Here is a 22,002-nt window from a genome sequence, read left to right as displayed (position 1 = left end):
CCGCTCGCCGTGTCACTTGCCGGTGATCTCCTTGACGCCGTCGGCGTACGGCTTGGCGATCGTGTCGAGCACCTGGTCGGGGGACTTGGACCCGTTGATCAGGCCCTGGAACCCGCCGACCAGCACGTCGTAGTAGCCGGGCACCGGCCAGTCCGGGTAGAAGGCCAGACCGTCCTGCTTGCTGACCGTGTTGAAGTCCTCGATCAGCTTGCGGTCCTTCGGGTCGGTGATCCTGGCGGGGTCGCCGGCCACCGGGACACCACCGTTGTTGCCGATCAGGTCCTGGATCTCCGGACGCAGGGTGATGTCGATGAAGTCGTACGCCAGGCTCTTGGCCTTGCTGTTCGTCGGGACGACCCAGAGGTTGCCGGACGAGCCGGCGTTCAGCCTGTTGCCCGGGAACAGGAAGGTGTCCCAGTTGGCCTTCATCTCGGCCTTGAAGCGGCCGTACCACCAGCTCCCCGAGACGATCATCGGCGTCTTGCCGGCGATGAACGCGGTGCCCATGTCCTCGGCCTTGAGGCTCGCCGAGTTCTTGGCCACGTAGCCCTTCCGCACCCAGTCGGCGAAGGTGTCCGCGCCGTACTTCAGCGGGTCGGCCTTGAAGTCGACCGGGTTCTTGTAGAGCTGGTAGTCGTCGACGAACGTCCGGTCGGCCTTCGACAGGGCCAGCTGGTAGAAGAGTTGCCCGGCCGGGTACTCGGCGCCGGCCATGCCCAGCGGGGTGATCTTCCTGCTGACGAAGGTGTCCATCGCGGCGGTCATCTCGGCCATGGTGGTGGGCACCGTGACGCCGTTGCGGTCGAACAGGTCCTTGTTGTAATAGACCGTGACGTACTCGCCGTAGTTCGGCACGCCGAACCAGTTGCCCGACCCCATCACGCCCTTGTCGGTGTAGCGGGCGGTGGTCTGGAGGCTGGGGCTGAGCTTGCCGGCCCAGCCGCGCTTCTCCGCCTCGTCGCTGAGGTCGGTGAGCAGGCCCTGGGAGGACAGCAGGCCGGCCGTCGCGTTGCCCTTGTTGTACTCCATGATGTCCGGGCCCTCGGACGAGTTGATGATCATGCCGGCGTTCTGCTGGATCTGCTCGAACGCCTTGCGCTCGAAGCGCACCTCCACGCCCGGGTGCTCGGCCTTGAAGATCTCGATGGCCCGGTCCCAGCCGACCCCCATCGCGCTGTTCTCGCCCTCGTAGTGCCAGAGCTTGAGGGTCTTGGCCCCGCTGTCGTCACCGCTGTCGTCGCCCCCGCACGCGGCCACGGTGGTCGTCGCGGTCGCCGCCAGGGCGAGCGCCGCGACGATCCGGCGGAATCGCTGCATTGCTATCCTCCTCGTTGAGTATCGAGCCGGTACTTCACTGGGTCCGTCGTCGCGTTGCCGCGCGGCGACGGGCCGTTTCTACTGGTCAGCCCCCATGAGTTGGCGGCTTCGTGGGGCTGCGGTCGAGCCCCGGATCTCCAGCGCGCACGGCAGCAGTTGCTGGTGTCGCTCGTCGCCGGCCCCGTCCAGGTGACGCACCAGCGCCTCGATCGCGATCCGGCCCATCGCCGATCCGGGCGACGTCATCGCGGTCAGCGCCGGGGTGGCCAGCTCGGCGACCTGCGGCGAGGTGACCATCGAGACGACCGAGACGTCGTCGGGCACGGACAGCCCCCGCGCGGTCAGCTCGCCGAGGATGCCGAAGATCGCCGTCTCGTTCATGGCCAGCACGGCCGTCAGGCCCGGCGCCCGCGTCAGGGCGGCGGCCAGCGCCGCCCGGCCGCCGGCGGCGCTGTCCTCGGCCGGGATCATGACCGGTTCCAGGCCGTGGCCGGTCATGGCCGTGACAAAGGCGTCCCGGGTGCGCAGCGCCGGGCCGTAACCGCGGGTCAGGGTCTGCGCCGAGTGGTTGACGTAGACGATCTGCCGGTGCCCCAGCCCGACCAGGTGCGCCACCGCCTCCCGTACGGTCTGCCCGAAGTCGATGTCGACGTAGGAGAGCCCGTCGGTGTCCCCGGTGCGCCCGATCAGCACCAGCGGCACACCGGCCTCCTGGAGCGCGGCGACCCGCTCGTCGGCGAGCTTCACCTCCATCAGCACGACGCCGTCGAACATCCGCTGGCTGGCCAGCCGGCGCAGGTCGTCGAGGTCGCCGCCACCCCCGACGGGCGACAGGACCAGGTGGTAGCCGACGGCGCTGGCCGCCGCGGCCGCCCCGGTGACGAACGCCGTCTCGGTCGCGCCGAGGCCGCGCTCGTCCATCGGCAGCAGCAGGCCCAGGATCCGGCTGCGTCGGCTGGCCAGGCCGCGGGCCATGGCGTTGGGCTGGTAGTCCAGCTCGGTCATGGCGGCGCGCACCTTGGCCCGGGTGGCCGGGGAGATCGGCCGGGTGCCGGTGAGCACGTAGGACACGGTGCTGACCGAGACCTGGGCCAGGCGGGCGACGTCGTGCATGGTGGCCATCGCGCACCTCCTCCGGCCGGGCGTGGCACCGCGTTCGAATGATCGTCGAAGCGCTTCGACGAAGCGGTTCGACAGACGCTAGGCCGCTGTTTCGGCGACGTCAATAGCCGATGTCGAAAGACGTCACGCCACCGGTCCGCGAGGGTGGCCGGCCGGCTGGCGGCCGAACAGCCGGCGGTAGCGGACCGAGCCGGTCACCTCAGCGGCCCGAGCTGGTCACCTCGGCGTCACCCGCGCGCGAGCGACTCGGCCGTGTGCCGGTGTCCGGCGGTCGCGGTGAACCGGATCTCCGACCCGTCCCGGGTGACGTCGACCGGGCGGCGGGTGGTGCGGTCGGTGACCTGGAACCGGCCGTCGAACAAGGTGCTGCGGACCCGAAGCGATCCGCCGCTGCCGGCGGTCAGCGTGATGCGGGTCGCGGTGCGCCCGCTCCACTCGGCGTCGACCGTGACGTCGCCGCGGGCGCGCAGGCCGCGGACCGAGCCGTCGGCCCAGTCGTCGGGGAGCGCGGGCAGCACGTCGATGACGCCGCGGTGGCTCTGCAGCAGCATTTCCGCGACCCCCGCGGTGGCGCCGAAGTTGCCGTCGATCTGGAACGGCGGGTGGTTGTCCCACAGGTTGTCGAGCGTGCTCGACCTGAGCAGCTCGGAGAGCATCCGGTGGGAGTGGTTGCCGTGCCGCAGCCGGGCCCAGAAGTTGATCTTCCAGGCCTTGCTCCAGCCGGTGCCGCCGTCACCCCGCGCGGTCAGCGAGACGTCCGCCGCCCTGGCGTACCCGGGCGTGGTCAGCGGGCAGATCTGCCGGCCGGGAAAGAGGCCGAACAGGTGCGAGACGTGCCGGTGGGTGTCGCCCTCGTCGTCCCAGTCCTCCTTCCATTCCCGCAACTGCCCCCACGCGCCGACCCGGATGCCCGGGTCGAGCTTGGCCAGCGTCTCGGCGATCCGTTCGCGGAACGCGGCGTCCGGCTCGCGCACCGTCGCGGCGGCCTCCGACACGTTGGTCAGCAGGTCCCACACGATCTGCTGGGACATCGACGCGCCGGCCGAGAAGTCACCGTGCTCCGGGGAGAAGCTGGGGCTCACCACCAGCCTGCCGTCGCGCGGGTCGACGACCAGCTCGTCGAGCCAGAACCGGGCCAGCTCCTTCATCAGCGGGTACGCCCGCTCGCGCAGGAACGTCTCGTCCCGGGTGAACCGATAGTGCTCGTGGTAGTGCTGCGCCAGCCACGCCCCGGCCTCCGGCATCCAGAACGAGGTGGGGTGGTCGTGCACGCCGGTGAAGCCGAACGGGTTCGTCTCGTTGTGCACCACCCAGCCGCGGTTGTCGTAGATCTTCCTGGCGCTGATCCGGCCGGGCGCGACCATGGCGTCGACGTGGTCGAAGAACGGCAGGGTCGTCTCGGCGAGGTTCGTCGTCTCGGCGGGCCAGTAGTTCATCTGGAAGTTGATGTTGGTGTGGTAGTCCGCCGACCAGGGCGGGCTGGTCGAGTTGTTCCAGACGCCCTGCAGGTTCGCCGGCAGCGAGCCGGCCCGGGAGGACGCGACGAGCAGGTAGCGACCGTACTGGAAGAAGAGCACCTCCAGGGCCCTGCGGGCGGCCGGGTCCGCCCGCCCGCGCCGGTAGCTGAGCAGGAGCTGGTCGGTGGGGACGGCCGGCATCCGCTGGCCGATGTCGAGCGTGAGCCGCTGGAACAGCTTCCGGTGGTCGCGGACGTGGGCGGCCCGCAACGCCGGGTACGGCGTGGCCGCCGCCGCGTCGACCCGCGCGGTCACCGCCGCGTGCGGGTCGTCTCCCCGGTACGTCGGATGGTCGTTGGCGTAGTCGGTGCCGGCGGCCATGATCAGCGTGACGGCGTCCGCGCCCTCGACGGTGACCGTGCCGTCGCCGTTGTCGACCCGGGTGCCGCCGGCGTGGACCACCTGCACCTGCGCCTCGAAGCGCAGCCCGTTGTCGTCGAGGCGTCCGCGGAACGTGATCCGCCCGTGCGCGGCGGAGAGGCGCCGTGACCGGTTGGACGCGGTGGTGACGAACAGGGTGAACCCGATGCTGCCCGGCCGGTCGGCGGTGAGCCGGGCGACGAGGACGTTGTCGGGGGCGGAGGCGAAGTACTCGCGGATGTGGCGGACCCCGGCGGCGGTGTACGCGACGCCGGCCGTGGCGTCGGAGATGTCGAGCTGCCGGCGGTAGTCGGTGTGGTCGGCCGGCGTGTCCGGGAAGGACAGCCGCACGTCACCGAAGGGCTGGTAGCAGCCGAACCCGCTCCTCGGCTGCCCCAGCCTGTCGGCCACCCAGGACGGGTCGACCCGCGTGTCGGCGTTGATCCGCCGCTGGACCTCGTCGATCGCGCCGGGGCGCGGCGTGGTCCAGTCACCGAAGTCGTAGCCGGGGGAGCCGGGGCCGCCGGTCCACAGCGACTTCTCGTTGAACTGGAGCCGTTCGGCCCGGACCCCGCCGAAGACCGAGGCGCCGAGGGCGCCGTTGCCGATGGGCAGTGACTGCGACTCCCAGTCGGTGGCGGGCTTGTCGTACCAGAGGATCATGCCGCTCGGCGGCGGTCCGGCGAGCGGGCCGGGCAGCCCGGGAGCCGTGACCGCCGTGACGGCGGTCAACGCGGCGCCGCGGCGGCGTGGGTGTCGGGGCGGGTCCGAGCTTTCGTCGTCAGGAACGGCATGGCAACCCCTCGGTCGTCCACACATCGGATGTGTTGCGCGGACGCTACCGGCGGCGCTGTCCGTGAGCAAGGCGCCGCCCGGCCCATTCGCCCGATGGCGGGCCGAGGACCTGCGGCGAGTACGTCAAAGACATCGGATGTTCAGCGAGGAGGTCGGGGTGCCCGTCCGTCCCGCTGCCGGGGAAGGTCATCCGATCTCTTGCGGCGAATGGCGCGACCCCTCTTGCCGCACAATTAGTTGCCCCACTATACAAACCAGGCGACAGATCCGATGTCTGGCCGGAGGGTGTGGAGTGAAGCTGCTTCGAGTGGGGACGGTCGGCCAGGAACGTCCGGCGGCGTTGGACGCGGACGGTCGGCTCGTGGACCTCTCCGGCGTGACGACCGAGATCGACGGGGCGTTCCTCGCCGACGGGGGCGTCGAGGTGGCGCGAGCCGCGGTCGCGGGCGGTGAACTGCCCGTGCTCGCGGACTCCGCGCTGCGGACCGGCGCCCCGATCACCCGCCCCGGCAAGATCGTGTGCGTCGGGCTGAACTACGCCGACCACGCGGCGGAGACCGGCGTCGAGCCGCCGGCCGAGCCGGTCCTGTTCCTGAAGGCGCCGAACACCGTGGTCGGCCCGAACGACCGGGTGCTGATCCCCCGGGGCAGCGTCAAGACCGACTGGGAGGTCGAGCTGGCGGTCGTCATCGGCCGCACCGCCCGCTACCTGGACAGCGACGCCGAGGCGCTGGCCTGTGTCGCCGGCTACGCCGTCTCGAACGACCTCTCCGAACGGGAGTTCCAGCTCGAACGGGGCGGCCAGTGGGACAAGGGCAAGTCGTGCGAGACGTTCAACCCGCTCGGGCCGTGGCTGGTCACCGCCGACGAGATCCCCGACCCGCAGGATCTCGGGCTGCGCCTGAGCGTCAACGGACGCCGCCGCCAGGACGGCCACACCGCGAACATGTTCTTCCCGGTCGCCGAGATCATCCGCTACGTCAGCCGGTTCATGGTGCTCGAACCGGGCGACCTCATCAACACCGGAACCCCGGCCGGAGTGGCGCTGGGCCTGCCGGACCCCAAGCCCTACCTGCGCGCCGGCGACGTCGTCGAGGTCGAGATCGACGGCCTCGGCAACCAACGCCAGACCGTGGGGGAGGCCACGTGACCGCCGAGTTCAGCGGCCTGCGAGCCGTGGTGACCGGCGGCGGCTCCGGCATCGGCCTGGCCACCGCCCGGCTGCTCGCCGCGCGGGGAGCGGCCGTCGCCTGCCTCGACCTGGACCCCGGCGGCGTGCCCGCCCCGCTGCACGCCCTGCGCTGCGACGTCACCGACGACGCCTCGGTGATCCAGGCGGTGGCCGCCGCGACCGACCGCCTCGACGGCATCGACATCCTGGTCAACAACGCCGGCGTCGGCGCCCGGGGCACCGTCGAGGCGAACCCGGACGACGAGTGGCACCGGGTCTTCGACGTCAACGTCGTCGGCATCGTCCGGGTCACCCGGGCGGCCCTGCCGGCACTGCGCGCCTCGACCCACGCCGCCGTGGTAAACACCTGTTCGATCGCGGCGAGCGTCGGGCTGCCCGACCGGGCGCTCTACAGCGCGACCAAGGGCGCCGTGCAGGCCCTGACCCTCGCCATGGCCGCCGACCACGTGGCCGAGGGCATCCGGGTCAACTGCGTCAACCCCGGCACCGCCGACACCCCCTGGGTCCGCAGACTGCTCGACACGACCGCCGACCCGGCCGCCGAACTCGCCGCGCTGCGCGCCCGGCAGCCCCTGGGCCGGTTGGTCTCCGCCGACGAGGTGGCCGCCGCCATCGCCTACCTGGCCGGTCCGCTGGCCGCCGCCACCACCGGAACCGTGCTCGCCGTCGACGGCGGCATGCACGGCCTGCGCCCCCGCCCGGCCGCCCCGGCCGGCGACGATCCGTCGTCGTCGCCGACCCGGGGGCACCCGGCCGGGTCGCCCGACGGCCCGGCCCAGGGCCGACGGGAGCGGTGATGAGGACCAGCCGGGTGGGCCGCTCGGCGGTCCGGGTCACCGAGATCGGGTTCGGGGCGGCCGGGATCGGCAACCTGTACCGGACCGTCGAGGACGACGACGCCCGCGGCGCCCTCGACGCCGCGTGGCAGGCCGGGATCCGCTACTTCGACACCGCCCCGCACTACGGACTCGGCCTGTCCGAGCGCCGCCTCGGCGCGGCCCTCGCCACCCGACCCCGCGACCGGTTCACCGTCTCCACCAAGGTGGGCCGCCTGCTGGTGCCGTCGCCGGGCACCGCCGACCGGCGCGACGACGCGGGCGGGTTCGACGTGCCCGCCGACCACGAGCGCCGGTGGGACTTCAGCGCCGACGGGGTACGCCGCTCGCTGGAGTCCAGCCTGGACCGCCTCGGCCTGGACCGGGTGGACGTGGTGCTGATCCACGACCCGGACGACCACTGGCGGCAGGCGGTCGACGAGGCGTACCCGGCCCTGCACGAGCTGCGCGACCAGGGCGTGGTCGGCGCGATCGGGGTCGGCATGAACCAGTGGCAGATGCTGGACCGGTTCGTCACCGACACCGACGTGGACACCGTCATGCTCGCCGGCCGCTACACCCTGCTCGACCAGTCCGCGCAGCGGATCCTGCTGCCCCGCTGCCGGGAACGCGGCGTGGGGGTGCTCGCCGCCGGCGTGTTCAACAGCGGCGTGCTCGCCACCGCCACGCCCGGCCGCACCTACGACTACCGGCCGATCCCGGACGCGTTGTACGCCAGGGCGCTGCGGATCGCCGAGGTGTGCCGCGCCCACGGCGTCACCCTGCCGCAGGCGGCGATGGCCTTCGTCGCGCGGCATCCCGCCGTCGCGACGCTGGTGCTCGGCGCGAAGACACCGGCCCAGGTGCGGCGGAACCTCACGCTCGCCGCCGCGCCGGTCCCCGACGCGCTCTGGGCCGACCTCGTCGCGGAAGGGCTCATCGAACCGTGATCGTGGACGACGCTGGGCGGCACCGCCCGACGCGGCTACGCTCGGCCGTGAACGCGCATCGGCCGGCGCCGCGGTCGCCGGCCCGCCGCCCGTCCCGGGAGAGGGGCTGACCGTGCGGATCGCCCTCTTCGTCACCTGCGTCAACGACACCATGGCCCCCGGCACCGGTCGGGCCGTGCTGCGGGTCCTCGAACGGCTCGGCCACCGGGTGACGTTCCCGATCGCCCAGACCTGCTGCGGCCAACTGCACTTCAACACCGGTTACCAGCGCGAGTGCGTGCCACTGGTCCGCAGGTTCGTGGCCGACTTCGCCGACGCCGACGTGGTGGTCTCCCCGTCCGCGTCCTGCGTGGCGATGGTGCGCGAACACCACCGTCGGGTCGCCGCGGTCGCCGGCGACCAGGGCCTCGCCGAGGCGGTCGCGGTCACCGCGCCCCGGGTGTACGAGTTCAGCGAACTGCTCGTCGACGTGCTGCGGGTGACCGACGTGGGGGCCCGCTTCCCGCACCGGGTCACCTACCACCCCACCTGCCACGGGCTGCGGATGCTCGGGCTCGGCGAACGACCGGTGACGCTGCTGCGCGCCGTACGCGGCCTCGACCTGGTCGACCTCCCCGACGCCCGCGAGTGCTGCGGATTCGGCGGCACGTTCGCGCTGAAGAACCCGGACGTCTCGGTCGCGATGGGCCGGGACAAGGTGCGGCAGGTGCTCGCCACCGGCGCCGAGGTCCTCACCGCCGCCGACAACTCCTGTCTGCTGCACGTCGGCGGTCTGCTGTCGCGGGCCCGGTCGGGGGTGCGGGTCATGCACTACGCCGACATCCTCGCGGCGGGGGAGCGTCCGTGAGCGGAGCCACCTGGCTGGGCATGCCGGCCTTCCCGGAGGCGGCCCGCAGGGCGCTGGCCGACCAGCAGCTCCGCGCCAACCTGCGCACCGCGACCACGACCATCCGCGCCAAGCGGGAGGCCGTGGTGGCCGAGCGCGCGGACTGGGAGCACCTGCGCGAGGCCGGTGCCGCGATCAAGGACCGGACGCTCCGACACCTCGACCGCCACCTGCTGCGGTTCGAGGAGCAGGCCCGCGCGGCCGGGGCCGTCGTGCACTGGGCGCGCGACGCGGCGGAGGCCAACCGGATCGTCGTCGACCTGGTCCGTGCCGCCGACGCCGACGAGGTGATCAAGGTCAAGTCCATGGTCACCCAGGAGATCGACCTGAACGCCGCGCTCGCCGCGGCCGGGATCACCGCGTACGAGACCGACCTGGCCGAACTGATCGTGCAGCTCGGCGACGACCTGCCCTCCCACATCCTGGTCCCGGCGATCCACCGCAACCGGTCCCAGATCAGGGACATCTTCCGGCGGGAGATGCCGGACGCCCCGGACGACCTGACCGACGAGCCGGCCGTGCTCGCCGCCGCCGCCCGCCGACACCTGCGGCGCAAGTTCCTCACCGCCCGCGTCGCCGTGTCCGGCGCGAACTTCGCCGTCGCCGAGTCGGGCGCCCTGGTCGTGGTGGAGTCCGAGGGCAACGGCCGGATGTGCCTGACCCTGCCGGAGGTCCTGATCAGCGTCGTCGGCATCGAGAAGCTGGTGCCGACCTGGGCCGACCTGGAGGTGATGCTGCAACTGCTGCCGCGCTCCTCCACCGGGGAGCGGATGAATCCGTACACCTCGACGTGGCGCGGCGTGCACCCCGGCGACGGACCGCGGGAGGTCCACGTGGTGCTGCTCGACAACGGCCGCACCGACGTGCTCGCCGACGACGTCGGCCGGCAGGCGCTGCGCTGCATCCGTTGCTCCGCCTGCCTCAACGTGTGCCCGGTCTACGAACGCACCGGCGGGCACGCGTACGGATCGCCGTACCCCGGGCCGATCGGCGCGATCCTCACCCCGCAGTTGCGGGGCATGCGTGACGACCCGGTGGCGGCCAGCCTGCCGTACGCCTCCACGCTCTGCGGCGCCTGCTACGAGGCGTGCCCGGTGCGCATCGACATCCCGGCCGTCCTCGTGCACCTGCGGGCCCGGGCGGTCGACGCGACGCGCGGTCCGCTGTCGCCGGAGCGGGCGGTGATGCGCGCCGCGGCGTGGACGCTCGCCGGCCCGCGCCGGCTCGCCGCCGCACAGCGGCTCGGCGCCCTGGCCGGAGCGCTGCTCGGGCGCCGGGGACGGATCGGCCCGCTGCCCGGCCCGCTGGCCGGCTGGACCCGGGCGCGCGACCTGCCCGTACCCCCGGCGCGGTCGTTCCGCGCCTGGTGGCGACGGCACCGGCCGGGGCCGGGCCGGTGAACGCCCGGGACGAGATCCTCGCGCGGGTGCGGGCCGCGCTCGCCGGGCGGCCGGACGCCGAGGTCGAGGTGCCCCGGCGGTACGCGCGCGCGGCCGACACCGGGGACGTGGTGCGGTTGTTCGCCCAGCGGGTCGGCGACTACCGGGCCCGGGTCCGGGTCGTCGCACCGGCGATGCTTGCCGCCGCGGTGGCGGCGGAGTTGCGGAACGCGGCGGTCGGCACGCTCGCCGTGCCGCCCGACCTGCCCGGCGAATGGTGGGCCGGGGCAGCCGTCGAGCTGCGCGTCGACTCACCCGCGCTGTCCGTCGGCGAGTTGGACGGCTGCGACGGGGTGCTGACCGGCTGCGCGGTGGCGATCGCGGAGACCGGCACGATCGTTCTCGACGGCGGACCGGGCCAGGGGCGGCGTGCGCTCACGCTGGTGCCCGACGTGCACGTCTGCGTCGTGCCGGCGGCGGCGATCGTCGGCACCGTGCCCGAGGCCGTCGCCCGGCTGGACGGCGCGCGTCCGTTGACGTGGATCAGTGGCCCGTCCGCCACGAGCGACATCGAACTGAACCGGGTCGAGGGCGTGCACGGCCCCAGGAACCTCGTCGTGCTGGTCGTCGCCCCGGGCACCGGCGGCGGATGACCTACGACGCGTCGCCGCCCCGGCGGCGGGCCAGTCGCCGGCCGACGTAGGCGAGCGTGAGAACGACCGCACCGGCGACCAGGTACCACCCGAACCGGTGCAGGTCCACGAGGACGGCCCGCAGGTGGTCGCCGGTCAGGTAGCCGGCCGTCGTCCACAGCCCCACCCAGGCGGCGGCGCCGAGCGCGTTGTAGGCCACGAAGCGCCGCCACGGCATGCCGGTGGTGCCGGCGACGACCCCGTTGAGCTGCCGCAGACCGTCGACGAAGCGGGCGGCGGCGACGAGCTTCGGGCCGTGGCGGCTCATCACCGCCTCCAGCCGGGCGAACCGGTCCGGGTCCAGACGCAGGCGGCGGCCGTGGTGCAGGACGAGCCGGCGGCCGCCGTGGCGGCCGATCAGGTAGCCGATGCTGTCCCCGGCCACCGCGGCCAGGAACGCGGTGGCCGCCACGGCGACGACGCTCAGCCGGCCGTGGGACGCGTACCCGGCGGCGAGGACGATCGCGGTCTGGCCTGGCGCCGGGACGCCGAAGCCCTCCACGCCGACGAGCAGGGCGAGCCCCGGGTAGCCGTAGTGGCTCACCAGGTCGGTGAGCAGCCGGAACGGGCTCACCGGCCGGTCCCGGGAAGGCGGCCCACCACGTCGACGAGCCTAGCCGGCGCAAGCGTCGGCCGATGGTCCCGGCTGCCGGCTCACCCCGCCGGGGACGGGGGCCTGTCGCGCATCGAATTGATTCGATATAGCATCGCGGCAGGGCAGCGTCACTCCGACCGGGCGTACGACGCGGAGTGTTCGCCATCCACCGGGCGGACCGGGTAGCCGGCCGGTGGTCACCGATTCGGACGCGGCCGGGTGGACGCCACGACGGCGTCACCTGCCGCGTGCTGGTCCCGCCGCGAGCGCGGCACGCCGACCGTCGACCGGCCGGATCCCGTGCCGTGCGCGGCAACGGACCAGACCGCTCACCGAGGAGTAGGCACAGATGAACGACGTACCCGATCGACCGCGACGCCGGAGCAGGAGCGCCGCCAGGCTGCTCCTGGGCGGCGCCTGCGCCCTGGCGGTCACGGTGTCCTCGATGGCCGTGGCCACCTTCGCCCGCGCCGATCTCAGCGGACCGCCCGGAACCACCCTGAAGGCCGCGGCCGAGCGCAGCGGCCGGTACTTCGGCGCCGCGATGGGCGGTGACCGGCTCACCGACTCGGGCTTCCTGACCATCGCGAACCGTGAGTTCGACATGATGACGGCCGTCAACGAGATGAAGCCCGACGCGACCGAGCCCAACCCGGGCCAGTTCGACTTCCGGGCCGGTGACGCGATCTACAACTGGGCCACCCAGCACGGCATGCGGGTCCGCGGTCACACGTTGGCCTGGCACGCCCAGCAGCCGAGGTTCTGGGGAAGCCTCAGCGGCAGCGCCCTGCGGCAGGCGATGATCGACCACATCAACGGCGTGATGGCCCACTACCGGGGCAAGCTGGCCTACTGGGACGTGGTGAACGAGGCGTTCGCCGAGAACGGCAGCCGGCGGTCGTCGAACCTGCAGTCCACCGGCAACGACTGGATCGAGGTGGCGTTCCGGACCGCGCGCGCCGCCGACCCGGGCGTCAAGCTCTGCTACAACGACTACAACATCGAGAACTGGACGTACGCCAAGACGCAGGGCGTCTACAACATGATCAAGGACTTCAAGGCCCGGGGCGTCCCGGTCGACTGCGTCGGTCTGCAGACCCACTTCACCGGTGGCAGTTCGCTGCCGTCCACCTTCCAGACCACGCTGTCGAGCTTCGCCGCCCTCGGCGTCGACGTGGCGCTGACCGAGGCCGACGTCACCAACGCCTCGACCAGCCAGTACCAGGGCCTCACCCAGGCCTGCATGAACGTGCCCCGCTGCGTCGGCATCACGACGTGGGGCATCCGGGACAGCGACTCCTGGCGTGGCAACGAGAACCCGCTGCTGTTCGACCGCAACAGCAACCCCAAGGCGGCGTACGGCGCCGTGCGCGACGCTCTCAACGCCGCCTCCACCACGGTGCCGGGCACGACCCCGCGGCCGACCACCGCGCCGCCGACCACGACCCCGCCGACCACCGTGCCACCGACCACCACCCCGCCGACCACGCCGCCCGCCACCGGGCAGCCCGGCGCGTGCACCGCGACGTACCGCATGGTCAACAGCTGGAACGGCGGCTTCCAGGGCGAGGTGACCGTGACCAACAACGGTTCCACCACGCTCACCGGCTGGACCGTGCGGCTGACGCTGGCCGGCGGGCAGACCATCGCCAACGTCTGGAACGGCGTCAACACCGGCACCAGCGGCACGGTCGGCGTCCGCAACGCCGACTACAACGGGTCCCTCGGCGCGAACGCCTCGACCACCTTCGGATTCCTGGTCAACGGCAGCAGCAACGCTGCCCCCGGTGGCCTCTCCTGCACCAGCCCCTGACCGACGACACGTGGAGGATGATCATGCGTAGGTTCCTCGCGGTGTTCGCCGCCGCCCTGACGCTGGGCACCGTCGCCGGCAGCGGGCCGGCCGGCGCGTCGACCGCCGCCCCGCGTTCGTGCCCCCGCGGCCTGCTCTTCTGCGAGGACTTCGAGCGACTGCCACCGGGCGGGCCCAGCACGCTGAAGTGGGGCGTCGACACCCGCCACGGCACGCTCACCGTCGAGCGGGCCCGCCGGGGCAACCAGGTGCTGCACGTCCACACGGTCGACAACGGGCGCGCCTTCCTGCGCGTGGACGACGTCGCCGCGCCGGGTAACCGCCTCTACGGCCGGATGCGGCTGCGCGTCGACGCGTTCCCCACCGCCCCGGACTGGGCGCACTTCACGTTGGTGGAGGTGACCGGCGCCGGCAGCGCGGAGGTCGTCCGCCCGGTCGGCGGCCAGTACGCGCCCACGGTCCCCGGCACCTTCTGGGGGATCGGCGCGGACGGTGGCCCGACCGGCGACTGGACCAACTGGCGGGAGTCCGCCCCGGTCACCGAGGACACCTGGCAGTGCGTCGAGTGGCGGCTGGACGAGACGGACAACCGGGTCGCGGTGTGGATCGACGGCGTGGCGAACCCGGAGCTGACCGCGTCGACGACCGAACACGGCGGCAACGACGTGCCCTTCGTCCTGCCGACGGTCGACACCGTGAAGATCGGCTGGCAGCTCTACCAGGGCGGCACCACGCCGGGCGAGTTCGACCTCTGGATCGACGACGTCGCCCTGTCCAGCAAGCGGCTCGGCTGCTGACCGGACCCCGCCGACGGAACGCCTGGCCGGTGCTCACCGGCCAGGCGTTCCGCTCACAGAGGTCGGGGACGCGGCCGGACGCCGCTCCGGCGCAGCCGCGGTAGCGCAACGCGGCGTCCGCCAGCCGCAGAGCCCTCCAGGGACCGCGGATCAGTCATGGCGGTGCCGCACGATGTAGTCGAGGTAGCGAATCGTGTCCTCGCGGTCGGCTGGGCCTATCGACTCCCACAGGTCGGCCAGCCAGTAGAGCGAGCCGGACAGCATCCAGGCCCAACCGCGTACCCAGGTCGCCTCGTCGAAGCCGAGCGCCTCCCGGTAGGCGGCCCGCGCGCGGGCGTCGAACAGGCTCCACCCCGGCCGGACCTCGACCGCCGGATCGCCGAGGCCGAGAGCACCGAAGTCGATCACCCCGGTGAGCCTGCCCCGGTCGACCAAAAGGTTGCCCGCCAGGAGGTCACCGTGCAGCCACACCGGCGGACCGGGCCACTCGTCGACCGCCATCGCCTCGTCCCAGGCCGCGGTCACCGCGCGCCCGTCGATCCGATCACCCAACTCCGCGATCGATCGACGGGTGAGTTCGTCCCGTTGCGCCAACGGCACACCGCGTTGGATCCCCTCCTTGACCGGCCCGCCCATCGGGTCGATCGCGATCATCGCGCGGACGAAGCCGGCGAGGTCGACGGCGAGGTCCACGAGGTCCTGCCCGTTCTCCGGGTTGTGCCCGTCCAGCCACGGGACGACCGTCCACGGCCACGGGTAGTCCCCGGCGGGCCGGCCGACCGCGACCGGGGCGGGTACCGGCACCGGCAGCCGCGGCGCCAGCTTCGGCAACCAGGTCGTGTCGGTCGTCACCTGGTCGACCGCCCACGGTGCCCGGGGCAGCCGTGCGGTCAGGGAATCGCCGAGCCGAAACAACGCGTTGTCGGTGCCGGTCAGCGGCTGCGCGTCGATCAGCAGGCGCGACCATTCGGGGAACTGCTCGTCGACCAGGGCGCGAACCTGCTCGACAGTTACGACGATCTCTCCGGGGCGCATCGGAGCGACCGTAGGAACAACTCGGTGGGCCCGTCAATCCAATTCGATTCGGCGCGCCTTTGCTCCGCCGCCGCGGGATCCGCAGCGTGTGACATGCGGTATCGGGCGACCACGCCGGATCCGGCCCGAGCGTCGCCACCCGGCAGAGTCCGGTGGACGACCGCCGACCATGGCTATTCGACGGCTGAGTCGCAGTGCGTGGGCCGGTTCGTCGCAGCGGCGACGTCACTGCGACGCTGCTGGGCCTAGGGTAGGGGCGCGGCACCATTCCTGAAAGGTCGACATGCTCCAATGTGATGGCTCGCGTCCCGGGGGTGATCGGTCAACCGGTTCCTGACCGCTCGTGAAGCGCGACATCGCGTTCTCGAAGCCCGCTCGAAGGATTCGGGTGTGTCCGCCGTCGGCACCAGCAGGCTCGAAGGCCGGTACGACTCGTGGCTGGCCAGGTTCGAGCCGCTGACGCCGCCGCGATGACCAGCGTCGACGACGTCGCCCTGTCCAGCAAGCGGCTCGGCTGCTGACCGGAGGCCGCTCAGGCGCAGCCGCGGTACTGCAACGCGCCGTCCTTCATGTACGCCCACAGCGCCAGGCCGTTCCAGTAGTCGTAGGTGAGCGTCCAGCCGTTGGCGGTGTTGCCGGTCGGGCCGGTGACGACCTGCCCGTAGCGGCGGGTGCCGTACAACGTGGACTCGTTCGGCTCGGTGTACATGCCCGCGTAGTCCCAGACGACGGTGAAGCTGCTCGTCGTGCACGCCGCCTGCGCCGTCCCGGCCGGCGCCAGGGCCGTCAGCGTCGTCGCCGCGAGGCAGGCCGCCATCGTGCGCGACAGCAGTCGTCGAACGGTCATCAGTTCCTCCACTCGATCGTGGTGCACGGATGTGCCCCGCGGGCACCGATCCGTCGGATTGTATTGGTCGGCGCCGATCCCCGCGATCGCCGTGCCGTCGACCACGTCGATCTCGTGGGGCCGCAGGCTTCGTTCTTCGGCCTGGTCGGTCCGAACGGCGCCGGCAACACGACATCGTCGACAACCGAGCCGGCCGGGCCGGCGGTCCTTCGCCGACCGGTGATCGCGAGCTGGAATCGGCCTGCCGGCGAATTCGGTTGTGGCGGTCGCCTCGGGCTTGCGAACCTGGCCATGCTCCCCGCCGCACCCGGCGGGCACCGGCCACCACGACGACGAGGAGTGACGATGCGAGCGGATTCCACGCCCCGGACCCTGGACCGTCCCACCGTGGAGTTCTGCCTTGGCCCTGTTGAACCTCGGAATCGTCGCCCATGTTGACGCCGGAAAGACCAGCCTGACCGAACGCCTGCTCTACGAGGCCGGCGCGGTCTCCCACCCCGGCAGTGTCGACGCCGGCACGACGCGGACCGACTCGATGGAGTTGGAGCGTCGACGCGGCATCACCATCCGGGCGGCGGTCACCTCGATCGCGCTCGGTGACCTGAGCGTCAACCTGGTGGACACCCCCGGTCACCCCGACTTCATCGCGGAGGTCGAGCGTTCGCTCGCCGTGTTGGACGCCGCCGTGCTCGTGGTGTCGAGCGTGGAGGGTGTCCAGCCGCAGACGGTCGCCATCTGGCGGGCGCTGCGGCGCATCGGCGTGCCGACGGTGTTCTTCCTCAACAAGGTGGACCGTCGCGGCGCCGACGTCGACCGGGTGGCGGCCCAGGTGCGCCGGCGACTCGGCGCGTGCCCGGTCGTGCTCACCGCGGTCGCCGGCCAGGGCACGCGCGACGCCCGGGTACGGGCCGTGGGCCTCGACGCCGAATCGGTGGTGGAGGCCGTGGCGGAGGTCGACGACGCGGTGGCGGCCCGCTGGCTGACGGACGAGCCGGTACGCGTCCGCGACGTCCGGCGCGCGATCCGGGCCGCGGTGCGGCGCGGCGACCTCAGCCCGGTGGCGTGCGGCTCGGCGATCACCGGCGCCGGGGTACGGCAGTTGTGCCGCCTCGTGGCCGACCTGCTGCCGTGCGACGAGCAGCGGGACGGGCCGACGGCGGGCACGGTCTTCGCCGTCGACCGGGACGGCCAGGGCCGGCGGGCCTGGCTGCGGTTGTGGTCCGGGCAGCTCCGGGTGCGTGACCGGGTGCGGCTCGAAGGGGCGCGCCCCCAGACGGTGACCCAGATCGCCGTCACCGAGCCCGCCGGCGTCCTGGTGCGCCCCTCGGTGTCCGCCGGGCAGATCGCCGCGGTGCGCGGCGTGTCGGCCCGGATCGGTCAGCACCTCGGGGACCCGCCGCGGCGGCACGCCTACCGGTTCCCGCCACCGACCCGGCAGGCGGTCGTCGAGCCGGTCGACCCGGACCAGCGCCTGGCGATGTTCGCCGGCCTGGCCGAGCTGGCCGACGAGGATCCGCTGGTGGACCTGCGGCTCGACGAGCGGCAGGCGGAGGCGGTGATCCGCCTGCACGGCGAGGTCCAGAAGGAGGTGCTGGCCGCGCTCATGGCGGACCGGTACGGCGTCCGGGTGCGGTTCTCCGGCACGCTGACGGCCTGCATCGAACGGGTCGTCGGCACCGGCGCCGCCGAGGAGCGGGTGCAGGAGCGGGGCAACCCGTACCTGGCCGGGCTGGGGTTGCGCGTCGACGCCGCGCCGGTGGGGCACGGCGTCGAGTTCCGCCCGGGGGTCGAGCCCGGCCGGCTTCCGCCGGCGTTCGTCGCCGCCACGGAGGAGGGCGTGCGGGCCGGGCTGCGGCAGGGCCGGCACGGCTGGCCGGTCACCGACTGCACGGTCACCATGACGGCGTCCCGGTACTGGCCGCGGCAGAGCCGGCCGCACCAGAAGTTCGACAAGTCCATCTCGACGGTGGCGGCGGACTTCCGCAACCTCGCCCCGGTGGTGGTCGCCGCGGCGCTGCGCCGGGCCGGCACCCGGGTGTGCCAGCCGATCGAGCGCTTCGACGTCAACCTTCCGCAGCAGGCGGTGGAGACGGTGCTGGCGCTGCTCGGTCGGGTCGGCGCGATCGTCCACGACACCGCCGTCGCCGGCGGGTACCTCGAGGTGAGCGGCACCCTGCCGACGGCGCGGGTGCCGCAGGTCGTGGCGGCCCTTCCCGACCTCACCGGTGGTGAGGCGGTGCTGACCACCACCTTCGACCACTATGCGCCGGTCACCGGTGCGGAGCCGCCGACGTTGCCCAGGCGTGGAACCGACCCGGCCGTCCGGGACGAGTGGTTCCGGGCCGTGCCCCGGTAGCTCCGACCGGGCGACGTGCCGCCCTCCCCTCGGGTCCGACGCGCTCGGGTCGGGCCCTGAATGGTGATTCGAGCGGCTGCGTGCTGTGCGAATAATATTTATCTCGATATATTGTCGGGGGTTGCCGGAGGGGCGTAGCAGAAAGGCGGAAAGCGGTTCTCTGATCGCTCCGATGTCGCCGGCACTGCCCCTCACCAGCGCCGATGCGACGACGGGAGGAGGACGAGCCGCATGGGACCATGAATCGTCGACCCGGGTGGATAGCCCGCCCGGCCCCGCCCGACGGAGGCGAGGAAATCTCCTTTCCGGCGCGCTGTCGCGCCACCTCCGGCGTATTCATCATTGGCGCAATGTTGTTCCTCCGGGGGCGGTCGAATAGCGGTCCGTGCCCGCCGGTGACACCGTTTCCGCCGCCCTGCGTCCCGGGGACCACCAGTTGTCCGTCCACTCTCTCCGGATGTGAACGATGTCGTCTCCGACCCTGTCCTGGCGCACCGTGGGCGCCGACCTGTCCGCCTCCGTCGTCGTCTTCCTCGTCGCGCTCCCGCTCTGCGTGGGCATCGCCGTCGCCTCCGGCGTACCGGCCGAACTGGGCCTGGTCACCGGCATCGTCGGCGGTCTCGTCGTCGGCTGCCTGCCCGGCAGCAGCATGCAGGTCAGCGGCCCCGCCGCCGGCCTGACCGTGCTGGTCGCCGACGCGGTGAGCCGGCACGGCCTCGGTGGCCTCGGCACGGTCGTCCTGGTCGCCGGCCTGATCCAGGTGATCCTGGGTTTCCTCCGACTCGGCCGCTGGTTCCGGGCCATCTCCGTGGCCGTGGTGCAGGGCATGCTCGCCGGCATCGGCCTGCTGCTTGTCGTCGGCCAGCTCTACGTGCTGTCCGGGCGGGAGGCGCCCCGGTCCGGGGTCGGGAAGTTCACCGGCCTGCCCGCGCTGTGGAGCGGCATCCTCGGCTCCACCACGGTGCGGACGTCACTGGCCGTCGGCGTGGTCACGCTCCTGGTCATGCTCTCGTGGGACCGGCTGCCGGACCGACTGCGGAGGGTGCCCGGAGCGCTGGTCGCGGTCATGGTCGCCGCCGCGACGGCCGGCGTCCTGCGTCTGCCGGTGGCGACGATCACGGTGGAGGGGTTGCTCCCGGCCGTGCAGCCGTCGCTCGGACACTGGACCATGCTGACGGAGCTGAGCGTGCTGGCCAGCGTCGCCACGTTCACCCTGATCGCGTCGGCGGAGAGCCTGTTCAGCGCCGCGGCGGTGGACCGGCTCCACCACGGACCGCGTACCGACTTCGACAAGGAGCTGATGGCGCAGGGCGCCGGCAACGCGGTCTGCGGAATGCTCGGCGCGCTGCCGATGACCGCGGTCATCGTGCGCAGCTCCGCCAACGTGCGGGCCGGCGCGCGAACCAAGGCCTCCCGTGTCCTGCACGGGGTGTGGCTGCTGCTGTTCGCCGCCGCCGCACCCGGCCTGATCGAGCTGATCCCGTTGCCCGCCCTGGCCGCCGTGCTCATCCACGCCGGGACGAAGCTGCTGCCGTTGCGGTCGATGCCGGAGCTGTGGCGGGGGCACCGGGGGGAGGCGCTGGTGCTGCTCGTGACCGCGCTCGTCATCCTCCTTACCGACCTGTTCGTCGGGGTGCTCGTCGGCCTCGGCCTGGCCATCGTCAAGACCGCCTGGGAGACCTCCCACGTACGGGTGGCGGTGGCCGACGGGGGGACCGGCCCGATCGACGTCACGCTCACCGGCAACGCCACCTTCCTGCGACTGCCCACGATCCTCACCGCGCTCAACGCGCTGCCGACCAGCCGGCCCGTACACCTCGACCTGGGCGGTCTGCGGCACGTCGACCTCGCCTGCCGGGCGGCGCTGACCACCTGGATCGAGACGCACAACCGCAGCGCGGGCGTCCTGGTGCGGGTCGCCGCCGCGGACGGGACCCCGGACGGCCCGCCCGACGGCCGGGACTGACCGGCACCGGCCCCGTCGAAGCGCTGGTCAGGGCGCGCGGAGCGGAAACCGGGCCGTGACATGATGACGCCCATGGGCGAGCAGCGGGACGTAGGCGGACAACACGGCGTGAGCGACGCGACCGGGGCGGGTGTCGATGCGCGGCTTGCCCTCGCGCAGGACCCCGCCACCTCCCAGATGACCCTCATCGACCTGGCGTCCGACCCGTCCGCCGCGGTCCGCAAGGCGGTCGCGACCCGCCCCGACGCGCCGGCACAGGCCCTGCGACCGCTGGCCCGCGACCATGACCGGCACGTCCGGGAGGCGGTGGCGCGGAACCCCTCGACCTCGGTGGGCAACCTCCTGCGACTCGTGAAGGACGCCGACCGCTGGGTCCGCTGGGCGGTCGCCGGCAACCCGGCCTGCGACGAGTCGGTCCGCCGGGCGATGGCGGACGCCCCGGACAAGGAGCTGCGCGGTCTCCTCGCGGAGCGCCGCGAGCTGGAGCCCGAGCTGGCCGCGCGGCTGGTCGACGACGTCTCGCCCGAGGTACGGGAACGACTCGCCACCCACACCCACGACCCCGACACGATCACGGCCCTGATGGCCGACCGCACCGCACGCGTGCGCAAGGGGCTGGCCCGAAACCCGCGGACCACCGCGACCCAGCGCCGCGCGCTCGCGCAGGACCCGGTGGCGGACGTCCGCGCCGCGCTGGTGCTCGCCGTCGAACTGGACGAGGCGGACCTGCGACTCCTGCTCGACGATCGCGCGGTGCAGGTGCGGATGGCGATGGCGAGGTCGGAGCTGATCCCGGCGGACATCCGTCGGGCGCTCGGTCGCGATCCCGACGAGATGGTGGCCGGCGTCGCGCGGGACTTCCGCCCCGGGGCGGGCGCGGCCCCGGTGGTGCGCGCCGCGGGCGGCGGTCGCCGGTCCTCCGCGGCCGGCCGGGGCCGACCCGGTGGCGCCCGGCGCTGAGGCCGGCGACCGGGACGGCCGGCCCGGACACGTCATTCGCGGTGACCGATGGCCTCGACCGGCGGAGGCGCGTCGCGAACCGGGTCGCCGCCGTGACGCCCGATGACGACCGGGGCCGGCTCGGTCACTCCTCGGCCGTGCCCGTCCCGGCGACGTCGACGATCGTGACGGGCGTGCCGAGCTGGACGGTGCGGGAGACGGTGCAGAGCCGGTCGTGCGACTGACGCAGTGACCGGGGCAGCGCCTCGCGCGCCCGGTCGCCGTCCGGTCCCTCCGGGAAGGTCACGGTGAACTCCACCCGGAGGTCGCGCATCCGATTGCCGCCGGCCTCGTCGCGGATCTTCTCGCCGGTGACCTCGACGGTGAATCGGTCCGGCTCGGCGCGGCGGCTGGTGATGTGGTCGACGTCGACGGCGGTGCACCCGCCGATGGCGGCCAGCAGCAGTTCCACCGGCGTGAATGTGTCGTTCTGGCCGGAGCCGATGGAGACCGACCCACCACGGGGATTCCGCACGGTGTAGGTGCCGAGGGCGGTGCGCTCGATCTCCACCGAGCGGAAGGTGTCGTCACTCATGCCCGCGAACCTACCCGGCGGCCGGCGCCGTCAG

The 22,002-nt window shown here is 72.9% G+C and carries 18 protein-coding genes; 11 read left to right on the top strand and 7 right to left on the bottom strand.

The annotated features are described in order from the left end of the window. Positions 1–12: 12 nt before the first annotated feature. The 3 genes from AB0B02_RS29670 to AB0B02_RS29660 form a co-directional block, all read right to left on the bottom strand. On the bottom strand, positions 13–1,317 hold the full coding sequence (locus AB0B02_RS29670; protein ID WP_357305940.1) for an extracellular solute-binding protein: 1,305 nt from the start codon (positions 1,315–1,317) through the stop codon (positions 13–15). Positions 1,318–1,395: 78 nt separating this feature from the next. Next, positions 1,396–2,439 (bottom strand): LacI family DNA-binding transcriptional regulator, encoded by a 1,044-nt coding sequence (locus AB0B02_RS29665; protein ID WP_357305936.1) that lies wholly within the window; start codon positions 2,437–2,439, stop codon positions 1,396–1,398. A 227-nt stretch (positions 2,440–2,666) separates the two neighbouring features. Further along, positions 2,667–5,048, bottom strand: coding sequence for a glycoside hydrolase family 95 protein (locus tag AB0B02_RS29660; RefSeq protein ID WP_357305933.1), 2,382 nt, complete (start codon positions 5,046–5,048; stop codon positions 2,667–2,669). 355 nt (positions 5,049–5,403) lie between these two features. Between AB0B02_RS29660 and AB0B02_RS29655 the strand changes: the two genes are divergently transcribed. The 6 genes from AB0B02_RS29655 (at position 5,404) to AB0B02_RS29630 (ending at position 10,986) form a co-directional block, all read left to right on the top strand. Next, complete coding sequence (locus AB0B02_RS29655) at positions 5,404–6,261, top strand: fumarylacetoacetate hydrolase family protein (protein ID WP_357305930.1); 858 nt, start codon at positions 5,404–5,406, stop codon at positions 6,259–6,261. Then, positions 6,258–7,100 carry an SDR family oxidoreductase gene (locus AB0B02_RS29650; RefSeq protein ID WP_357305927.1) on the top strand — a complete coding sequence of 281 codons (843 nt, stop codon included), beginning with the start codon at positions 6,258–6,260 and terminating at the stop codon, positions 7,098–7,100. The genes AB0B02_RS29655 and AB0B02_RS29650 overlap by 4 nt, the downstream gene beginning before the upstream one ends. Next, positions 7,100–8,068, top strand: a complete 969-nt coding sequence (locus tag AB0B02_RS29645; protein WP_281940325.1) for an aldo/keto reductase — start codon at positions 7,100–7,102, stop codon at positions 8,066–8,068. Before AB0B02_RS29650 ends, AB0B02_RS29645 begins: the two co-directional genes overlap by 1 nt. A gap of 112 nt (positions 8,069–8,180) precedes the next feature. Further along, positions 8,181–8,915 carry a (Fe-S)-binding protein gene (locus AB0B02_RS29640; RefSeq protein WP_357305923.1) on the top strand — a complete coding sequence of 245 codons (735 nt, stop codon included), beginning with the start codon at positions 8,181–8,183 and terminating at the stop codon, positions 8,913–8,915. Between the two features lie 20 nt (positions 8,916–8,935). Continuing rightward, complete coding sequence (locus tag AB0B02_RS29635; RefSeq protein WP_281942625.1) at positions 8,936–10,354, top strand: lactate utilization protein B; 1,419 nt, start codon at positions 8,936–8,938, stop codon at positions 10,352–10,354. Further along, on the top strand, positions 10,321–10,986 hold the full coding sequence (locus tag AB0B02_RS29630) for an LUD domain-containing protein (protein WP_357305921.1): 666 nt from the start codon (positions 10,321–10,323) through the stop codon (positions 10,984–10,986). The genes AB0B02_RS29635 and AB0B02_RS29630 overlap by 34 nt, the downstream gene beginning before the upstream one ends. Before the next feature lies 1 nt (position 10,987). Here the strand turns inward: AB0B02_RS29630 and AB0B02_RS29625 are convergent, their stop codons facing one another. After that, positions 10,988–11,599, bottom strand: coding sequence for a DedA family protein (locus AB0B02_RS29625; RefSeq protein WP_357305918.1), 612 nt, complete (start codon positions 11,597–11,599; stop codon positions 10,988–10,990). 370 nt (positions 11,600–11,969) lie between these two features. On the opposite strand from AB0B02_RS29625, the gene AB0B02_RS29620 reads away from it, so the two are divergent. Further along, a complete protein-coding gene (locus tag AB0B02_RS29620; protein WP_357305915.1) occupies positions 11,970–13,433 on the top strand; it encodes an endo-1,4-beta-xylanase in 1,464 nt (487 codons plus the stop codon). Between the two features lie 23 nt (positions 13,434–13,456). Beyond that, positions 13,457–14,230, top strand: a complete 774-nt coding sequence (locus tag AB0B02_RS29615; RefSeq protein ID WP_357305912.1) for a hypothetical protein — start codon at positions 13,457–13,459, stop codon at positions 14,228–14,230. 150 nt (positions 14,231–14,380) lie between these two features. On the opposite strand, the gene AB0B02_RS29610 is transcribed toward AB0B02_RS29615, so the two are convergent. Next, entirely contained in the window at positions 14,381–15,265 is an 885-nt protein-coding gene (locus AB0B02_RS29610; protein WP_357305909.1) for an aminoglycoside phosphotransferase family protein, read from the bottom strand. A 532-nt stretch (positions 15,266–15,797) separates the two neighbouring features. Then, positions 15,798–16,112, bottom strand: a complete 315-nt coding sequence (locus AB0B02_RS29605; RefSeq protein WP_357305905.1) for a hypothetical protein — start codon at positions 16,110–16,112, stop codon at positions 15,798–15,800. A gap of 400 nt (positions 16,113–16,512) precedes the next feature. Here AB0B02_RS29605 and AB0B02_RS29600 point away from each other — a divergent pair, with 400 nt between their 5' ends. The 3 genes from AB0B02_RS29600 (at position 16,513) to AB0B02_RS29590 (ending at position 21,394) form a co-directional block, all read left to right on the top strand. Beyond that, the gene (locus AB0B02_RS29600; protein WP_357305902.1) at positions 16,513–18,468 is read left to right on the top strand and encodes a translation factor GTPase family protein; all 1,956 of its coding nucleotides are present in this window, start codon (positions 16,513–16,515) and stop codon (positions 18,466–18,468) included. A 466-nt stretch (positions 18,469–18,934) separates the two neighbouring features. Beyond that, positions 18,935–20,434 carry a SulP family inorganic anion transporter gene (locus tag AB0B02_RS29595; protein WP_357305899.1) on the top strand — a complete coding sequence of 500 codons (1,500 nt, stop codon included), beginning with the start codon at positions 18,935–18,937 and terminating at the stop codon, positions 20,432–20,434. A 108-nt stretch (positions 20,435–20,542) separates the two neighbouring features. Further along, the gene (locus tag AB0B02_RS29590) at positions 20,543–21,394 is read left to right on the top strand and encodes a hypothetical protein (RefSeq protein ID WP_357305895.1); all 852 of its coding nucleotides are present in this window, start codon (positions 20,543–20,545) and stop codon (positions 21,392–21,394) included. Between the two features lie 124 nt (positions 21,395–21,518). Here the strand turns inward: AB0B02_RS29590 and AB0B02_RS29585 are convergent, their stop codons facing one another. Next, on the bottom strand, positions 21,519–21,968 hold the full coding sequence (locus AB0B02_RS29585; protein WP_357305892.1) for an OsmC family protein: 450 nt from the start codon (positions 21,966–21,968) through the stop codon (positions 21,519–21,521). Positions 21,969–22,002 lie beyond the last annotated feature (34 nt).

The organism is Micromonospora sp. NPDC049240 (assembly GCF_040647835.1).
Taxonomy (GTDB): domain Bacteria; phylum Actinomycetota; class Actinomycetes; order Mycobacteriales; family Micromonosporaceae; genus Micromonospora.
Note: the sequence above shows the minus strand (reverse complement) of the source record. Positions and strands in the feature narration are given on the sequence as shown.

What these genes read in the sequence shown, in the direction of transcription:
- AB0B02_RS29670 (WP_357305940.1), bottom strand. Translation starts at nt 1,317, where the DNA reads ATGCAGCGATTCCGCCGGATCGTCGCGGCGCTCGCCCTGGCGGCGACC.
- AB0B02_RS29665 (WP_357305936.1), bottom strand. Translation starts at nt 2,439, where the DNA reads ATGGCCACCATGCACGACGTCGCCCGCCTGGCCCAGGTCTCGGTCAGC.
- AB0B02_RS29645 (WP_281940325.1), top strand. Translation starts at nt 7,100, where the DNA reads ATGAGGACCAGCCGGGTGGGCCGCTCGGCGGTCCGGGTCACCGAGATC.
- AB0B02_RS29635 (WP_281942625.1), top strand. Translation starts at nt 8,936, where the DNA reads ATGCCGGCCTTCCCGGAGGCGGCCCGCAGGGCGCTGGCCGACCAGCAG.
- AB0B02_RS29620 (WP_357305915.1), top strand. Translation starts at nt 11,970, where the DNA reads ATGAACGACGTACCCGATCGACCGCGACGCCGGAGCAGGAGCGCCGCC.
- AB0B02_RS29615 (WP_357305912.1), top strand. Translation starts at nt 13,457, where the DNA reads ATGCGTAGGTTCCTCGCGGTGTTCGCCGCCGCCCTGACGCTGGGCACC.
- AB0B02_RS29610 (WP_357305909.1), bottom strand. Translation starts at nt 15,265, where the DNA reads ATGCGCCCCGGAGAGATCGTCGTAACTGTCGAGCAGGTTCGCGCCCTG.
- AB0B02_RS29605 (WP_357305905.1), bottom strand. Translation starts at nt 16,112, where the DNA reads ATGACCGTTCGACGACTGCTGTCGCGCACGATGGCGGCCTGCCTCGCG.
- AB0B02_RS29595 (WP_357305899.1), top strand. Translation starts at nt 18,935, where the DNA reads ATGTCGTCTCCGACCCTGTCCTGGCGCACCGTGGGCGCCGACCTGTCC.
- AB0B02_RS29585 (WP_357305892.1), bottom strand. Translation starts at nt 21,968, where the DNA reads ATGAGTGACGACACCTTCCGCTCGGTGGAGATCGAGCGCACCGCCCTC.